Genomic DNA, 17,804 nt, shown 5'->3' with positions numbered 1-17,804 from the left:
CCCACCTGATAGGGATGATAAACCCTCATACCAAGTAGTCAAACAGACGGGACGATAGCCGAGATGAATGAGTTCTTTGGTAAGGCGCGACGAAGGAATGGTGCGAGCACCATGACTAAGGAGAAACACAGCCAAAGGAGTCATTCATCCGGAACGCTCATGGATCACGCAGTGCTTTTCCCAATACCTCAACAACGATCAATCGTCTCGTCTGTTTTGCGGAGTGGTATCAATCCATCCGATACGAAAAACGAAGCACAAGGGTAACATCCCGGCTAATTGCCCCCCTCAAGAAACGCAACCAAATCTAGCTCTGCTAGCCCAAGCGTTGCCGAACTGCTTCATAGAGGCAGACAGCCGTTGCCACACTGACGTTGAGGCACTCGACTTTTCCGGCCATCGGAATCTGAATCAGAAAATCACATTGGTCTTCGGTCAAGCGTCGCATTCCGGTTCCTTCGGCCCCCATCACAATCCCGAGCGGCCCCGTCAGTGAAGTTTCATACAAACTCTGGGTTCCCGCATCGCTGGTCCCGACCAACCAGACGCCCGATTCCTTGAGACGTGTCATCGTCCGCGAAAGGTTGGTCACCTGAATAAAGGGAACATGGTCCGCAGCCCCAACCGAAATCCGCCGTACGGTATCGGTAATCCCCGCGGATTTGTCACGGGGTGCCACCACGGCCGTTACGCCTGCACCATCAGCGGTCCTGAGAATGGCGCCAAGGTTGTGAGGATCCTGGACACAGTCGAGAATCAGCAACAACGGAGCATCCTTCCCCTCAATCAAATCATAGAGGTCTTCCTCAGGGCGTGATTTATTCGGGCGGCCACCACGTGCATGTTTGTTTTCACGGGCTTCCCCGTCTCTTCCTCGACGTCGCATGTCATTGCATTAGTCTCAAGCCACGCAATAGTCAATGGCCAAGCAGCATCCGGAGCCCGAGCCAAGAATGATCAGCCTACCTGCCCTGCCGGACGACCCCACAAAAAAACCTCCGCCCGGTCACGGGCGGAGGCTGTAGGGAAATATCAGGTTTCCTCTCGACTCGGGATGAATCGAATTAGCAACCGTAAATGGCTTCTTCACCAAGCTGCTGCTCGATACGAAGAAGTTGGTTATACTTGGAAATACGGTCAGAACGGCTCATGGAACCGGTTTTGATCTGGCCGGAGTTGGTGGCAACCGCGATATCAGCAATGGTGTGATCCTCGGTTTCACCGGAACGGTGAGAAGTCACGGAAGTGTAACCGGCACGGTGAGCCATTTCGATGGCGTCAAGGGTTTCGGTCAGGGTTCCGATCTGGTTCACCTTGATCAGGATGGAGTTACCAACGCCGAGGTCGATTCCCTTCTTGAGGAAGTCAACGTTCGTCACGAACAAATCGTCACCAACAAGCTGGACCTTGTCACCGATCTTGTCGGTAAGCACTTTCCAACCGTCCCAGTCGTTTTCGTCGCAGCCGTCCTCAATCGAGTCGATCGGATACTTCTCACAAAGCTCGGCAAGGTAAGCTGCCTGCTCATCGGAGTTGCGCTTGGCTCCGCCTTCGCCTTCGAACTTGGTGTAGTCGTATACGCCATTTTCAAAGAACTCGGAGGAAGCACAGTCGAGTGCGAAGGTGATGTCCTCACCCACTTTGTAACCAGCTTTTTCAACAGCGGAACAAATCGTGTCGAGGGCGTCTTCCGTGCCATCGAATGTAGGTGCAAATCCACCTTCATCACCAACAGCGGTGCTCAGACCACGGTCGTGAAGCACTTTCTTCAGGCTGTGGAACACTTCAGCACCCATGCGGATGGCTTCGCTGAAAGAAGGAGCGCCAACAGGACGGATCATGAATTCCTGGAATGCGATCGGAGCATCCGAGTGAGAACCACCGTTAATGATGTTCATCATTGGAACGGGAAGCGTCTTGGAGTTGGGTCCTCCGATGTACTTGTAAAGTGGAAGGCCACAGGCTTCAGCAGCAGCTTTGGCTACGGCAAGAGAAACACCGAGGATTGCGTTGGCTCCGAGGTTTTTCTTATTAGGTGTTCCGTCAAGCTCGATCATGGTCTTGTCGATGAATGCTTGGTCGGTAGCGTCGAGTCCGAGAAGAGCGGGTGCAATCTTCTCGTTGACGTTGTTGACGGCCTTGAGCACACCCTTACCGAGGAAACGGGCAGGATCTTCGTCACGAAGTTCACAGGCTTCGTGCTCACCTGTGGATGCTCCGGATGGCACAGCAGCGGTGCCGAATGCTCCGCACTCAAGCAGAATGTCTACTTCGACGGTGGGGTTACCGCGGGAATCGATAATTTCGCGGCCGACAATGTTGGTAATGGTAGTGTCTGACATTTTATTAGTGTTCAGTTGTTGGTGTTCAGCTCTTCACGCCTAGATCAATTATCATCAGCGCTCACAGCTAGAAGTTGTTTTATTAGTGAAAATTATGCTTTGTAAGCTTCGATTGTTTTCACGGTAAGGAAGCGGTTTTTCTCGGTTTCCATATCGCGAACTTCCACCCTTTCGCCTGGCTTTGCTCCCATGAGAGCAATCCCGATGTCGGAAAGATAGGAAACGACATTCTCTTCAGGAATCGAATCCCATGCTCCGAGAACCGTGTATTGAATGGCCTTGCCTGCATCATCATGCAATGTGACAAGCGTGCCAATGTTGACACAAGCTGTATCCGCACCCGAAAAATCAGTGGCTTGCACGTGAGCGAGCTCTTTTTCCAACTGCGAGCGACGACGTGCCAGAACAGCCTGCATTTGCTTGGCTGCCTTGTATTCGAAATTCTCGCGTAGGTCACCATACGAACGGGCAATTTTAATTTCCTCAACATTCTGAGGAATCCGCTCCTTGAGCAATTTGTCGAGATCAGCTTTGCGGCGGTCGATGCTCTCCTGGGAAGAAATGACGCCTTCCACTTTCCGCTCAAACTCGCCGGTGACCAAGTCATGGGTTTCCGGGCGGGCTTTAATCACTCGAGCCATCAAAGACTTACGGTCGAGCTCGGTAAACACCTGACTCTGATAGAGTTTACGACCGAATTGACGGGCTTCTGCCTCATCGGCATCTGCCAGGATATCAGCAATCAACGTTTTATCACTCATCAGCATCGTCCGCAAACGAACGCTTCGGTTAGGACCATCGGCAACGTGATCACGATCCAGCAAATTGAGAATCGAGTTGCCGGTCTCAAAAGTAAAGACCTCTGCAGCTGATTTCTCACGTTCACGACACAACCAGATCAAGGCATCCGGGCCGAGGCAGCGGTTGGCGATCGACTTTTTAAGGTGATCCGCAAATACATCGTCGGCTCCGGTTTCTTGAAGCAAGCGGGCAATCTCAGTGACACCCCGAGATCCGACTTCATCAAACACCTTGAGAATTTCATCCTGCCAGCCTTCACCGAAGGAATCTTCAAAGGTTTCAAAAATCTTGCGCTGAGTTGCTGCAGAGCGCCCCTTCAGGCTATCCACCAGGCGGTCCTGCTCGGTGGTGATCACATCAGCCAAACGGATATCGCTATCCGCAAGGTTCAAGTCATCGAAACAATCGATGATGTCGTCCCTGGCCACGAGAAATTCAAGCACCGTGCTCAGATGCAACTTGCGTCCCTTGAGGCAGTAGGCGTTGATTTCATCAATCACCTGCTGAAGGATTTCGCCTTTGCCTTCAAATACTGCAAAATTCTTACGGATGTTCTCCAGAGCTTTGATTTTCACCCGGGGGTCTCTGGAATCACTAAACTCCATCACCAGCGTCTCCTGTGGACTGGCGGAATCCGCACGCAAAACCAACGGATCGGTACGCTTACTAGGAACGGAGAAAATATGGCTTTCGCGCAGGGCTTTTTTCGCCTTATCCCACCACTTTTTATAGGTGGCTTCAGGCACCACACTCCCGCTAAGTTCGCGGTCCAATTGGTCAAGGGACATCGTCCCTCCATGACTTTCCAAAACTCGTTTGACGAGCTCCACGGGGTCGGTTTCAACCAGCTCACGCAATTGGTCGAGATTCTCCAGCTTATGTGCACTAAAATGTTCGGAATCAAGGGGTTCTGTTTTTTGGATCGCAAACTTCAATGCCATTTCCTGATTCGGCTGGCGCTCGAAATTGATTACCACTTTACCGGCCTGCAGATCCCAGCTCTCAACTTTACCAGCCCCCCATGCCTTGTGGCTACAAAACTCGCCAGGAGCGATCTCGGATAATCTTTTACCTACGGCTTCCGGGATTCTTCCCGCCTGAACAAGTTTCGCTACATCGGCATGCATGCCGCCATCATGGGAACATCAGAGCAGAATGGCAATCTTATTATCCTAATCCGTCAAATCAAGCGAATAGTACGCCATTATTTGCGTAAAACACGATCAAGAATGGCAGCTCAAGGTCTCTATTCCCCTCCTGCGACGCGCGCTTTGGTCCGGCTCCTGGGAACATGCCGCACTCTGGGCAAGCGCCGCATCCGAATGGACTCTTCCAATGAACGCTGCAAAACGGGCAAGCGACTACGCCAAACCATAGGAACTTCGGCCATTTGTTTGGAGGATTCCACGTAATTATTAAACGTTTCGATCCCCTGATCGGACTCCACCCTCAACCACAGCTTCCCTTCTCGATAAGTCAGCGTTGCCGTACCAGTTTTATCACTGATCGATGCCGAGCGGTCCTCATAACTGATCACGCGCATCGGCAACATCGGAGGAGCCACGGGCATGGCCAACAAATCCGGCTGAGGCGTCTCTTGATCCGAGCGAGCTTGCAAGGTCAACGTGGAAGACCTGGCTTCGCCAGAACGGAAGTAGCTCAGCTCGACCTTGTCACCCGGTCGATGCATCGCCAGAAGCACCAGCATCTGGGATTCATTGATCAGAATCTGACCATCGAGCTTCCAAATCAGGTCCATGGGTTTGAGGCCGGCAACCGAAGCTGCCCCATCCGGGATAACGGCCTTCAACAAAAAGCCACTACCTTTGGGCAAGCTGGGAAGCTGGGCATAAAGAGCAACGCCCGGCTTGATCACTTGAACCCCCAAACTGACAGCCTGCTCGGCCTGTTCTTTTGAAGCATCAGGCAAAGGAGGTAAAGGAGGAACCACCTGGCGGGAAGCCGTTTCTTGTTGGGCGCATACGCCCCCCAGCAAACCACAGAGGGATAATAAAAAGGTCCATGACTGTATCGATTTCATCACTAGCATCAATCTACTTAAAATTCAGTTACAGGGATTGTCACAACCTCCTGACTTGGTTGCCGGAGCGTGATCACCGTTCCTGTCTCGGGGTCCTGCACCTGTTCTTCATCAATCACGCGGTAGCGGTAGCGGTAATGCGGTGAGCTGCCGTCGTCCGGAACAATCAGCCCATCGTTTTCGCGACCGTCAATCAACTTGACCGATTTCAACAAGACCATATCCGGCACCTGGATTTCATCAGAAATCGAGGCTAGGGAAGCATCATCTTGGAACATCTCATCCTGATGGTGAATCACCACCGCGGGAACCGCCAACAAGGTGAGCAAGGCTGCAACCTTCCATACCTTGCCCAGAATAGGTGCTCGGGACTGGGTAACTTGCCGCGCATCAGGATCCTCACCATGCGATGAGGCCAAGTCATCGAGAGTCTCCTCGAGACGTTGCTGCGCTCCATCACTCAATGCCGGAGGCATCAATCGGCTCAATTTCTCTTCGATATTTTTAGGCGCTTCCATGACCTTGCTGATTCAAATGCTCTAATTTTCGTTCGAGTTGTTCGAGCGCATACCGATATCTCGATGCCGCAGTGTTAGGTGAGATCGCCATGGTTTCGGCAATTTCATTGAAGGTAAGCCCTCCCCAGACCTTGAGCGTCACGACTTCGCGAAGCTTTTCGCCCAAGCTATCGACAGCCTGACGTAAGAGATGAGCGTCCTCATCATCTTCAGCACTCGAGTCACACCAATAATCATCACGGTCATGTAAAAAAATGATCGCTTCCTCTTTGCGTTTTTTACGCCCCAACTTCTTGCCATAATCCATGGCAACAAAGCGCAACACTGAATAAGCAAGTGGCAGATCCGGGGGGGTGTTTCCCCGTTCTTCCTGGTAATGCCACAAGCGAACCATGGCATCTTGAACCATGTCTTCAGCATCCTCACGGCAAGAACTACGCTGCCGCGCATACATGTAAAGCCGCCCTCCATGTTCCTTGAGCCAGTCTTTCCATGCCTCTGCCTGAGGATGTGACATTGATACCATCTATTCCTAAAATGCCCTAATCCATCGGCTTTGTCTGTAAAAATGACGATTCCTACACGCCGGCTTCTCCCACAACCGCCTGTTTGATCCGCTGATAAACCTCTTCTGCCCGCTCTACATTGGCGTGCCCTTGGGAAATCAGCACCGGTTGTTCATCCCGAGGCACCCGGTCCCGCCCATGTGATCCACGAACCAATCCAGCATCCAAAGGAATAACATCCAGCAAGGTGCGGAAACCGAGTTTTTTCCGCAACAGAAATCGTGCAATTTTCAGCTTGGGCAATCGAATATCCGGATCGAGGAAAAGCTCGACCGGGTCATAGCCCGGCTTGCGGTGAATATCCACACATCGTGCGAAGTCCGGAGCCAAGGCATCATCCAACCAGTAATAGTAAGTAAACCAGGCGTCGTGGTCAGCCACCGCAATCAGATCCCCCGCCCGCTCACGACCAGAACCTTCAGGAAACCATTGTTCCGGCATGCGGACTTCCTCCACTCCATCGATTTGCTTAAGGCAATCCAGCACTTCCTCCCGAATGCTTGGATCATTGATATAAATGTGAGCCACCTGGTGATCAGCCACGGCAAAGGCCTTGCTCCCCCCGGCATCCAGAGTCTCACGCCCCAACTCGTCTTTAACCTGAATCCACCCCCGCTTGCGAAACTCACGGTTGATGTGAACCGGTCGGTTCACCGGGGAAATCCCATACTCGGAAAGCAACATCACCTCAATGTCTCGACTCTGAAAAAAAGAAATCAAATCCCCCACGACCTCATCAATCGCTTGCAACTCCCCGGCAAGCCCGGGGCTATTCGGACCGTCCTTCTGTAAACAATAGTCGAGATGCGGCAAGTAAACCAGATTCAACGTCGGCTGGTGCTTGTTTTCCACCCATTTTGCCGATTCCGCAATCCAGCGTGATGAGGCAATGCCTGACGCCGGTCCCCAGAACGAAGGAAAAGGAAACTCCCCGAGCGCGGATTTGATCTCCTCCCGCATCCCCATCGGTTGCGTATGAACATCAAAGACCTTTCTACCATCCGCCGGATACATGGGCCTTGGGGTCACCGACCAATCCACGGACGCATACATGTTATACCACCAGAACATCTTGGCGCAGGTAAACCCAGGGTACTCACGACGCAATTCATCCCACAACTTCTCACCCCGAACGATGTGGTTGCTCTGTTTCCAGAACTTCACTTCCGCAGCTTCGCGGTCATACCAACCATTTCCCACAATTCCATGGGATGCAACGGATCGACCCGTTACATACGACGACTGGGCAGTGCAGGTCACCGCCGGAAACGCCGGAGGAAATGACGAGATGTCCCCACGACCTGCAAATGCCGAGATCGCCGGGGTATGCTCTCCTATCAGCCCCTTGGTCAGCCCGACAACATTGATAACGGCAACTCGATTCATCTTACGATGGATTGCGGTGGCTCGACACCGCAATCCGAAATGATTACCGCCGGGTTGGATAACGGAAGCCCGAACGAGGCTGCTGGGACGCAGGGGCGCTCATCCCTCCTTTCGAGCTATCGCGGGACGGAAGCACTTCCGGTCCATCCGCAAACTCTTTGAGAGGTTGGGTCACCTTGTAGCGGCCCTCCATGTCTGCCTGGGCAGCGGCCTTCGAAGCATCCGTGTTGAGAATCCGAGGTTGCATAAAGATCAGCAACTCTCGCAAATCGACTTCCTTGACATCACTGCGGAACAAGCGTCCCAATAAGGGAATGCTGCTGAGCACCGGAACTCCGGATGTGCCATTGCGCAGCTTCTCGGTCACCAGACCACCAAGCACCACCGTCTTATTGTTGGGAACCGTAATCGTTGTGGTGATCGACTCCGTAACAATGGTGGGAATCTCATTGTCATCGATAATCTGCGACCCTTGGGTATCTTCATTCAGTAAGGAAATACGCAACGTGACTTCCTCTTCCGAGTTGATCAAAGGGACCACTTCGAAACGCAGTAAGACATCCCGGTATTCAATATTGGTGCTTTGGGTGGTTCCCACGTTCGCTCCGCTCGTAAAGGTATTGGTTGGAACCGCGATCCGCCGACCCGAAGAAATAACCGCCTTCCGGTTATTTGCCGTGGTCACCGTCGGTCTGGAAAGCACCTTGAAATCGGTATGGGTTTCCAAGGCCCGCAGGACCACGCTGATGTTATCGAGCTGACCATACAAATTGAGTCCTCCGGAACCTGCGGCGGTTAATCCAGCCGTGGTGCTGAGCGCTACCAAGTCGGCCAGCGGGTTGTTCGTGCTCGTGTTAATCGATCCGGCACCCAGAGCTTTACTGTTATCACCGCCCTCCTCGGCATTGGAAACGGATCCCCACTGGATACCAAATTCCTGCATATTGCCGAGAGACATATCACCAAAGACGGTGGAAATCATCACCTGTTGGGGTCGACCGTCCAGCTTGTCGATCAGTTCGGATACGATCCGTAAACTTTCCGGTGGTCCCTGAACCAGAATACTGTTGGCCAGGTTATCGGCCACAATCAGCGTCTTGCCGACGATCATGGATTCAGGCACATCACTCACATTGAACTCCTGAACGGATTCGGCACCGGCGCTGCGGTTACCGCTATTACCTCCCGTGTTCCGGTTGTTGTTCGAGTTGGTATTCCTGTTTTGATTGGTTGATCGGTTGGAATTTCTCGCTCCGCCCTGACTTCCGGTCCCCTGAGGTTCAACCGCAGCCAACGCATCTGAGGCCACCTGAAGAAAATCGCTGGCAATCATGAAACGCAGCTTGCGTTTGATAAAATTATTCCGGTTCGGCGGAGCATCAAACTCACGAACCAAGCCCTCGACAAATACAATATCCACTGGGCGACCCATGATGAAAATCTTGTTCAGGCGCGGACTGGCAACAATCTGAACCGGAATATCTTCCCCAGCAGACGAGGCGCCTGGGGTGGATGTTTTGGCCGCATTGGGAACCGGAGGCCGGTTCGTGCGCGCTGCGGTATTGGTCACCCCGGCGGTGGTTTTCCGCTGCTGCTGGGCGTTCATGATTTCATTCAAGGTAGCGGCTACCTCTTCGGCATCCCCGTATTGCAACTGCACCCAGGTGGTATCCACATTACCAGCAGCCACATCAATGTATTGCTTCTGGTTGATCAGTTTCCGGATAAATGATGCCTTACCGGTAATAATAATGGCCGAGGCATTCAAAACCGGCGCAATCTTCGCCCCAGGCCCCAAACCGTGGATACTCTGGGTGAAGGTTCTCACCGCTTCCTCTGGCTTGATAAAATTCAATCGCATGAAGTAAGAAACATACACGTCCCCATCAGGAATCAAGCTGGGGTCATCGATCATTTCCTCGACATATTCCGGAGCCCCCACTGCGCTTCCCTGGGCCTTGGGCAGAAGTTTCACCTTGTTGGCGCCACTGGGAACAAAAGCATAGCCCTCCATTCCTAGCTGCTCCTCAAGCAAGGAGGCGGCTTCGGCATTGGTCAGTGGTCCCCGCTGTAAAAATCGAATCTCCATGTTCTGGGTAGCCGAACTCAGCAACACCCGCTTGCCGGTGTATTTTGTGTATTCGTCCGCCACATCCTGATCATCCCAGTTGCTGCCATCAATCGCCTGCCCCGTAGCACATACAATCGCATTGGGGTCGGGGCGCGCACCTGCTTGAGGCGCAGCAGCCTGAGGATTCACCCCGGCGGGTAAACCAGGTTGGGCCAGCGGCACATTGGGAACCGGAGGATTGGCCCGAGGGTCAGCCGGAACTGCGGCACGGACCGGTGGTTTGACGACGGCTGGCTTTGCCGCATCTTCGGGCTGAGGAGTGGCATCCGCCTTCTCCACGGCTGCCGGCTTTACCAGTGCAGTCGGTGCGGCCGCTGCGGGAGGAACCACAGGCGCGGGTTTGGCTTTTGGCGGTGCTGGAGCCTGGGCGGACAAGCCGGCGGTCAGACCGATGAGAAAAAGAGCAGGAACAATGGCTTTCATGAGATATTGCAGGAAATAACGGAAAATAAGAAAATGAAATCAGGCTGTGGTGAAACAATTATCGGGTCCGAGGGACGTGACGAACTCTTGGAGCAGAGGTTCCCGACGAGCTTTTACCGGGGATTGGGGGTGAGGACCGTCGGCTTGTGCTGGAAGTCGGTTTTTTGGGACTTGGTTTCTTGGCTGCAGACGAGGTCCTGACTGCCACCACTTTGGCATCGTAGACAACCCATCCTTTTTGAGTGCCTCGCTGAACTAACACTTTCGACATTTTAGGTGATTTGACGTCTTGGCGCACTTCAAGCAAGCGATACTCCCCAGAGGAAAACCCGGGGAGGAAACGCACCCGGTTCTTGCGATCCTTTTTATTAATCAATGTGACGGCATAAGTATCCCCACTCGGACGAATACTCCCCAGAGACCACTCACGCTCGAGGGGAGAAACCGTAACCGGCGCCTCCTTGGCAGGCTTGATCGTAAAAGGTGAAAACTGAATCAGACGGTTGAACTGATGCGACTTGGGCTGGACCGGCGGCCGCGCCTGAAGCGCCACGGCACTCAGTAACAAACAAACAAGCATGGAATAAAATCGAGTCATCGGTAAAAAATTATCTGTTGGTGTGTAGCGAATAACGCCTGATCGCGGGTGATTTGTCTGTTGGAATCATCGTCCCTCATCAATTGTCGGTTATCTGGGCATCTTCGGCAAATTCTTCGTCTTCAGGGCTATACCACTGGGTAATTTCCAATTCGCAGTCCACCTTGGTGGCGTCATCTCTCTGTGGAATAATCCGCATGCGGGTGATTGAGCGGGCTTCACGTGGATTCTGGAGCAAACAAAACAAATCATACATCTGCTTGTCGGTGCAGTTGACCATCACCTTGACGACGGCACTCTTAAACACCCCCTGCTCTTCCAGGTTTTCACGCAAGGCACTCGGGCGTTTTTTTACATTCACCTTGTACTTCGCGCAGCTTTGCTCGACAAAGGAAACCAACTCGGAACGAATCTTGGTGTGTGTTCCGGAGGTCGGCATGTTTTGAGCCAACCACTCGACCTCATCAATCCGCTGAAGTGCTTGTTCAAGTTCCCGTTTTTTAAGCTTCAGCTCGTCGCTCCCCTTCTTCAACTCAACCTTCTTCTTCTGCATCGCTCCAGAATACGTGGTGTATCCGAATAAGCTCACGACAAGCAAGCCTGCGGCAGCAAGGATCAGAACCAGTTTTTTCTCCCGCTCATTCATAATTCCTCAGTGTCCCCTTCCAAAATGCCCGTGTAGTTAAAAGTCCTCCGATTGGTCTTGGCATCAGCCTCCGCCGGAGGAAACTCCCAATCATAATCGGGCAATGCACGCCTTAGCTTGGAGTTAAACGCATTGATTAATTTAATGTCGGCCGCCTCGCCACGGATCGTCACCTGCCCCATCGTCGCATCAAACACCTTGAATCGAAGGTCCTGATTCGGAGGGATCTGCTCCGCCGCTCGCTTCAGCACCATCATCGGCCAGTACTGGTCTTCCACCACCGGGGCGAGTTGATCCCATTCCGAGTTGAAGGCACCAATTTCCTTATGCTCCAGACGAACGGCATCAAGTTCTTTCTGCTGGGTATTCACCTCTTGGCTCAGCCCCCAATAATCGTAGCCGAAATAGGCGGCAAGACCGAAGTAGGCCAATACAACAGCCGCGATTCCCAGATTGCGCTTCAAACGCTCCTGCTTCAACCGTTGCTCAGCACGCACGTCCGCAGGAACCAACTTGCTCATGTTCGTCGGTAGCACCGGAGAAGGTTTATCGGCAAAGACAAGCTCCATACCCAAACCATCGACAAACTCGCGGATCTGACTTTCCTTGGGGTCCTCATCGCGGTCGGTTGCCCAGACCACGGCACGCTGAACATCCAGATCGACCCCTTGAAGGCGCAACTGATTCAAGGCGAGCTTCACCTCCCGCACAGCATGTTCCGTCACGCCAGTGCCGGGCAAGGATTGGAAATAGGTCAAGCGCCCTCCTGAAGTCACGGCAAACACCCAACGGCCAAGCTCGCACCACAAGGTAACCGCATTATCCTCCATCGGATACATGCGTGCCGAAAGATCAAACTGCTTTGGCGAACGCATCGGCATCGTGCCTTCGGGCGGAGGCGCAAGCACCACCGAAAGCAAAGTGGTTTCCCCCTCACTGCACGCAGCGGCAAAAACATCCGTTAATTGCCCTGCACCCAGTTCGGGGCGAACCCCGATCTTTTCGAGCTGCATGGCGGCCAAGTCCTCAAACATCGCCTCATCATCCGTCTGGGCTTTAAAGGGAACCGCCAAGGCTTCACGCACTGGAAAACCCATCATCAAAAAGCCTGAAGGAATTTTATCCAGCTCGGATGCCAGTGCCGGCCCGTCCTCCAAAATCCGGCGGAAACCTTGCTCACGCGTGCCCTGCCAGAGTTCCCAACCGTCCGGGCCGGGAAGAATCAGGATATTGTCGGTTTTTTTACTCAATGATGCTAAATGTTTAAGGGTGGATAACTAGCGGGGATAGCGATGCCAGAGCGTCAGATTTGTTCAAGGAATAATTTCTTCTTTGCGTTCCAGTATCGCCGGTTGCCCGGTTCGGTTTTTTAAAATCAGCGTGATGCGTCTCTTGATCGGCCCTGCCTGCCCATCACTGACGATCCGGGTGGTCTGATCCTTATCGGTAAGGCGCGGTGTAATCACAGGAGATTGGAATTCAGAAACCCCGAGCATGGCAAGCCCCTCGGCCAGGCTCACTGGCTGGTCGTCTTCCGTGTAACGCTCAAGGTCTGGCCCCAGAATGTGATCCACCAGATCCTGAGCATCATCAATCGAAACCTCCGCCGCCGCAGAAATCAACTCGGGCTCGGCCTCGTTAATATCCAGCTTTCCCTCACTCCAGATGGTAAACCAGCTTCGCCAGTCCGGTTTGAGCTGCTCAAGTAAAACCATATCTTTCACCAAGCGCATTTCATCGAGATTATAGAACGGTCGGTTGAACGGGTGATTCGGTCGTCCTTGCGATTCATACCAATCCACTTCCGCACCATTCAACTCAGTCAGATCCCCTTCATCAATCCAATCGGTCAGATTGTCCACCAGCATTTGGGCGTCCTGCAGCTCCATCCCCCAATCCGTAAAGATATCCGTCAGCAGGGTTTTGTCTTTTCGCAGCAGGATCACGTTGATGTTAAACCTCGCAGCTTCAGAAGTGATGCGCGCAGAATAAGAAAGATCACGATCGGGGTCGGACCACTCGAGAATGGGGTCCATTTTTTCCACTGCCGGGTTCGAGGCCACCGCTATCCCGCGCTCTGCAGCCTGTAAGGCATCAAATCCATTAATCTGGGCCGAGGCCACGTCAGCATCGTGATAAACCACCCGCACAGCGGCAAACACAGCCAGAGACAAAATCGCCATAATCCAGAAGACCGCGACCAATGCGCTTCCGGATGCCATTTTTCCTGATGCTGTGATTCTTCTCTTCATCTCGATGCTGATTCCATATTTCTGCGTCCAACTACCTTCCAGGAACGACCCCGGGTGGTAAGCCGCCTCCTGCTCCAGAACCTCCACGCCCCCCACCGTTTGGCGGCTGGGGTGTCGGCGTCCCCGGTTTGATTTCGATATCCGGTGGATTGGTCCCGCCACCATCCTCGGGAGGTTCTGCTCCGCCTGGGGTTTCTTGCGGGCCGCCAGGGTTTCGCTGCATGATCTGGCGCATCAAGACTTCCGGGTTTTCTTTCGGCGTCACCCAAAACGTTTGCTGAACAATATTGGCGCTTGGCTCGAACAGGCAATACAGCTTCACCTGGAGCGGCAACTTGCTGTTGTTATCCCAATAGGATAATTGCTCAAGTGTCCTACCATCGATGACATCGCACTCACACATCGAGAGATCGTCAATCAGCGTGATCTCGGCAACAGGCTCCGCTTCCGGGTCTCCGGTCGAGGTCGAATCTTCGAGGATTTTGACATCGTAAAAACGCAGCACCACATCGATAAAGCCATCACGTTGTTCTACCGTGGCCAATTCCAAGGCCTCAGCGGTCATCGGAGTCTCCCCCCAATTAAATGACATCGGCACATTCTGAAAGGTCAGGGTAAACAACTTTCGCCCGCTACTGATCTCGGTCGTCTCCAAACGCATGACGGCATTCCCGGGGATCTGCTCAAAATGGTTTTTCAGCAAATTGAAAAAAGCACTACGCTCCATCGTGACCTGCTGCTCCTCCACCACCGTCTGGCTCAACATAATCGATGATTGCGCTACCCGAAACACCATCCCGATCAACATCCCCATCAAGCCAAGCGAAATCACCACTTCCAGCAATGTAAAGCCGGAGCGGGTTCGTCTGTTCAACTTGGTGTTCTGGGTCATCTTGATGGTTCAGATGGGTCCATCCGCTATGAGGAAAAACCCATGGTATTCAAATTACGGTTTATAAAGGTTGGCGTATCTCCAGGTTTCAGCACTCTGCTGCTCCCAGCCCTCTTCGCCCTGCCAATAATAAATGACTTCGATACGGAACATGTTCTGGAGTAGCTGTCCGTCTTCATTTTCCAACTCTATCGGTTCGACAATCGTTTGAATCTGGCCGGTATCATCCGAGCGGTCATCCTGGGTGATGTCACGGACATCGACGGTTTCATTCATTTCCTCCAAATTCGGGTTGCTCAAGGCGTCCAACATCGCCGAGCGCAGAATGCGGTCGATCTCCAACTCCCGCTGAATAATCAATGCCGTATCCCCGGTCATGTGCAACGCCTTCACCAAAGACACGGCAACAGCGGAAAACAGGCCAAGCGCAATGACGATCTCCATCATTACGTATCCCAACCTCTTTCTTTTTATTCCTCGTCTCATCTTTTCTTCCCCTGCCTACGGCCGGGTTACTCCTGCACCGTCATTTCTTCATAGTTTACATCCGCCGTCAGAGGATGAATTTCCTGCATCAACCAACTATCGCCCTTGCTGCACCGAATCGTGATCGGTTCGACCAGTCCGACAGGATCAAGAATGAACACCAACTTCTTATCCCCATCGATTTCCTCCCAGATATCCGACCTCCATCGGCGAATTTCATAACGAATTTCGGGATCCAGATCTACGCTGTTGTAGACTTCCTGGTAATCCGACATCGAGCTTGAGTCTACATCCTCTTCAAAAAGCCGAGGTAAGCTCCGGTCATTCTCAGGCATCTGGCTTCGCGCGTATTGCGGAGCCAAGGAAACATCCCCCTCACCAAGCGTCACTTGATATGCCCGCTGCTGAGTAACCGCGATGGATCGTCCCCGCTTGATTTGGGATTGGATCTCACCTGCCGCCTCACGCAATTGCTGTTCGGTATCCACCGTGGTGACACTGACCGTCAACCAGACGGCGAGCATGGCAATCATGCCAAGCACGAACACAACTTCCAGCAGGGTAAAACCTAAGGGGACCCCCTGCCGGATCTGACGTTGAGCATTATTCATCCTGACTGGACAAGTCGTCCTCAGTGCCCTCCAGGCCATCTTTCCCCATGCTGATAATCTCGGGGCGTGAGCGATCCTTGCTTCCGGGGTATTTATAAAGGTATTCGTTATTCCATGGATCCTTGGGCACTTCATCCAGGATCCGGGTCCAACGCTTCGGCCGCGGTGCCGTACTCGGCTTTTCTACAAGCGCTTGCAAGCCTTGCTGCTGAGAAGGGTAACTCCGGGCATTTGTTTTATACGACTGCAAGGCATTGTTGATGGATGAGAAATCCCCCTCCACAACGGTAATCGCCCCACTGTCAGAAATTCTCTGCATGGTAAAGATGGCCCCTCCCATGATCATCGCAATAATTCCAAGCACAATCACCATTTCAAGCAAGGTGAAGCCGGAAGAAAGCACACGTCGTGAACGATGGCAGAAAGGAGAAGAATGAGCGGAAACAAACCGGGACGGCTGGGTATGACAGGTTATTTTCATGGATCAATCAATGTCGGTAGTAATGGAATAGTCGGAAAAAGCGAATCAATCGGACGATTAGCTATGCGCGGGTTTTCATACCTGCATCGGAAGGTATACGCCAGCCTTTCCCCGATTCTTCAATCGTATAAACGCCAATTTCGGGAAAAGTTGTCTGATTTTTCATTATTTTCCTCGATTGGTAGGGAATCACAGCCTGCGCCACCCGAATCACAGCAAGATTACTGAGATTCGGGGTTTCCAAATCCGTCATCCATGCTTAGATCTCCCGCATGTGGAAAGGACGTTTTTCAAAAGCCACCGCCGATCTTGTGCAACAATATGGAGAATCCATCTCATACGACTGGAGACTCTATAAACATGACATCGCAGGATCCATCGCCCACGCACGAGCCCAAGTGAAGGCCGGACTGCTCAACGATGATGAGTTTTCCGCCATCTGCGAAGGATTGCAGACAATCGAAAAAGATATCGACGCCGGAACCTTTGAGTTTTCCATCGAACTCGAAGACATCCACATGAATATCGAAAGCGCTCTGACGAAAAAAATAGGAGCCCCGGGAGCCAAACTTCATACCGCACGATCCCGCAACGACCAGGTGGCCACCGACACCCGCCTCTACTGCCGTGAGGAAATCGACACCCTGACGGCTCTCATCTCAGACCTTCAATCCGCCCTGCTCGCTCAGGCCAAAACCTACGCGGCGGCCGTTATCCCCGGCTACACCCACCTGCAACGCGGCCAGCCGGTCACTGTTGGCCACCACCTGCTCGCTTATGTGGAAATGCTCGACCGCGATACCTCCCGACTGGCAGACTGCCGGAAGCGGGTCAACGTCTCCCCCTTGGGCTCCGGAGCACTCGCAGGGTCAACCATCAACCTCGATCGCCAGCAAATCGCCGAAGAATTGGGATTTGACCGGGTGACCACCAACTCGATGGACGCCATTTCCGACCGCGATTACATCGCTGAATTTCTTTTTGCCATGGCTCTGATCGGGACCCACCTATCCCGACTTTCGGAAGACCTGATCCTTTGGTGCTCCAGTGAATTCGGTTTTGCCACCCTCTCTGACGCCCACACCACCGGATCCTCACTGATGCCCCAGAAAAAAAATCCGGACGTTTGTGAACTCACCCGGGGGAAAACCGGCCGCCTCTATGGTAATCTGGTTGCGCTACTCACTGCGGCCAAAGGCCTGCCATTAACCTACAACCGCGACCTCCAGGAAGATAAAGAGCCTCTTTTTGACTCCATCGACACCCTGAAAATCGCCCTCAAAGTCAACAGTGAGATGATCGCCGAAATGGCCATCAATACCGAAGCCTGCGAAGCCGCAGCCAGCGACCCTCTGCTACTCGCCACGGACCTGGCTGACTACTTGGTCAAAAATGGAGTCCCCTTCCGGCAGGCCCACGAACTGGTTGGACAGGCCGTCGCCGTCAGCGTCGATACCAAAACGCCACTCGACCAACTCGATCTGACGCAAATATCCGATCATTACGGAGCCGATGCCCAAGCCGTGTTCAACCTACAAACAGCTCTCGCCGCTCGGACCAACCCAGGGGCCCCAAGTGTCGAAAATGTCGAGGCTGAGGTCGCCCGCTGGCAGCAAAACCTGTAGCTTCC

General features: G+C 53.0%; 17 protein-coding genes. 1 reads left to right on the top strand and 16 read right to left on the bottom strand.

From position 1 onward, the window contains the following. Nucleotides 1–316 precede the first annotated feature (316 nt). From rlmB to gspG, 16 genes are all read right to left on the bottom strand, one after another. Entirely contained in the window at nucleotides 317–886 is a 570-nt protein-coding gene (gene rlmB / locus HW115_RS00210; RefSeq protein ID WP_178930566.1) for a 23S rRNA (guanosine(2251)-2'-O)-methyltransferase RlmB, read from the bottom strand. 178 nt (nucleotides 887–1,064) lie between these two features. After that, nucleotides 1,065–2,342, bottom strand: coding sequence for a phosphopyruvate hydratase (eno, locus tag HW115_RS00205; RefSeq protein ID WP_178930565.1), 1,278 nt, complete (start codon nucleotides 2,340–2,342; stop codon nucleotides 1,065–1,067). 92 nt (nucleotides 2,343–2,434) lie between these two features. Further along, nucleotides 2,435–4,270: a GreA/GreB family elongation factor gene (locus HW115_RS00200; protein WP_178930564.1), complete on the bottom strand. Its 1,836-nt coding sequence runs from the start codon at nucleotides 4,268–4,270 to the stop codon at nucleotides 2,435–2,437. Nucleotides 4,271–4,389: 119 nt separating this feature from the next. After that, a complete protein-coding gene (locus tag HW115_RS00195) occupies nucleotides 4,390–5,184 on the bottom strand; it encodes a PDZ domain-containing protein (protein ID WP_178930563.1) in 795 nt (264 codons plus the stop codon). Nucleotides 5,185–5,201: 17 nt separating this feature from the next. Further along, nucleotides 5,202–5,702, bottom strand: coding sequence for a hypothetical protein (locus HW115_RS00190; protein ID WP_178930562.1), 501 nt, complete (start codon nucleotides 5,700–5,702; stop codon nucleotides 5,202–5,204). Then, nucleotides 5,689–6,219 (bottom strand): RNA polymerase sigma factor, encoded by a 531-nt coding sequence (locus HW115_RS00185; RefSeq protein ID WP_178930561.1) that lies wholly within the window; start codon nucleotides 6,217–6,219, stop codon nucleotides 5,689–5,691. The genes HW115_RS00190 and HW115_RS00185 overlap by 14 nt, the downstream gene beginning before the upstream one ends. A gap of 61 nt (nucleotides 6,220–6,280) precedes the next feature. After that, entirely contained in the window at nucleotides 6,281–7,654 is a 1,374-nt protein-coding gene (locus HW115_RS00180; protein WP_178930560.1) for an alkaline phosphatase family protein, read from the bottom strand. A gap of 43 nt (nucleotides 7,655–7,697) precedes the next feature. After that, nucleotides 7,698–10,208, bottom strand: coding sequence for a secretin GspD/PilQ domain-containing protein (locus tag HW115_RS00175; protein ID WP_178930559.1), 2,511 nt, complete (start codon nucleotides 10,206–10,208; stop codon nucleotides 7,698–7,700). 58 nt (nucleotides 10,209–10,266) lie between these two features. Continuing rightward, a complete protein-coding gene (locus HW115_RS00170; RefSeq protein ID WP_178930558.1) occupies nucleotides 10,267–10,806 on the bottom strand; it encodes a hypothetical protein in 540 nt (179 codons plus the stop codon). A gap of 79 nt (nucleotides 10,807–10,885) precedes the next feature. After that, the gene (locus HW115_RS00165; protein WP_178930557.1) at nucleotides 10,886–11,452 is read right to left on the bottom strand and encodes a hypothetical protein; all 567 of its coding nucleotides are present in this window, start codon (nucleotides 11,450–11,452) and stop codon (nucleotides 10,886–10,888) included. Then, on the bottom strand, nucleotides 11,449–12,702 hold the full coding sequence (locus HW115_RS00160) for a hypothetical protein (RefSeq protein WP_178930556.1): 1,254 nt from the start codon (nucleotides 12,700–12,702) through the stop codon (nucleotides 11,449–11,451). The genes HW115_RS00165 and HW115_RS00160 overlap by 4 nt, the downstream gene beginning before the upstream one ends. Before the next feature lie 63 nt (nucleotides 12,703–12,765). Continuing rightward, entirely contained in the window at nucleotides 12,766–13,704 is a 939-nt protein-coding gene (locus HW115_RS00155) for a type II secretion system minor pseudopilin (protein WP_178930555.1), read from the bottom strand. A 31-nt stretch (nucleotides 13,705–13,735) separates the two neighbouring features. After that, nucleotides 13,736–14,596 (bottom strand): PulJ/GspJ family protein, encoded by an 861-nt coding sequence (locus HW115_RS00150; protein ID WP_178930554.1) that lies wholly within the window; start codon nucleotides 14,594–14,596, stop codon nucleotides 13,736–13,738. Between the two features lie 54 nt (nucleotides 14,597–14,650). Beyond that, the gene (locus HW115_RS00145) at nucleotides 14,651–15,043 is read right to left on the bottom strand and encodes a hypothetical protein (protein WP_178930553.1); all 393 of its coding nucleotides are present in this window, start codon (nucleotides 15,041–15,043) and stop codon (nucleotides 14,651–14,653) included. Between the two features lie 65 nt (nucleotides 15,044–15,108). Next, nucleotides 15,109–15,693: a pilus assembly FimT family protein gene (locus tag HW115_RS00140; protein ID WP_178930552.1), complete on the bottom strand. Its 585-nt coding sequence runs from the start codon at nucleotides 15,691–15,693 to the stop codon at nucleotides 15,109–15,111. Beyond that, a complete protein-coding gene (gspG, locus tag HW115_RS00135) occupies nucleotides 15,686–16,174 on the bottom strand; it encodes a type II secretion system major pseudopilin GspG (RefSeq protein ID WP_178930551.1) in 489 nt (162 codons plus the stop codon). Before gspG ends, HW115_RS00140 begins: the two co-directional genes overlap by 8 nt. 272 nt (nucleotides 16,175–16,446) lie before the next feature. On the opposite strand from gspG, the gene argH reads away from it, so the two are divergent. Then, on the top strand, nucleotides 16,447–17,799 hold the full coding sequence (gene argH / locus HW115_RS00130; protein WP_178930550.1) for an argininosuccinate lyase: 1,353 nt from the start codon (nucleotides 16,447–16,449) through the stop codon (nucleotides 17,797–17,799). Nucleotides 17,800–17,804 lie beyond the last annotated feature (5 nt).

It is taken from the genome of Oceaniferula marina, from assembly GCF_013391475.1.
Taxonomy (GTDB): Bacteria; Verrucomicrobiota; Verrucomicrobiia; order Verrucomicrobiales; family Akkermansiaceae; genus Oceaniferula; species Oceaniferula marina.
This window is presented reverse-complemented; position numbering and strand designations above follow the sequence as displayed.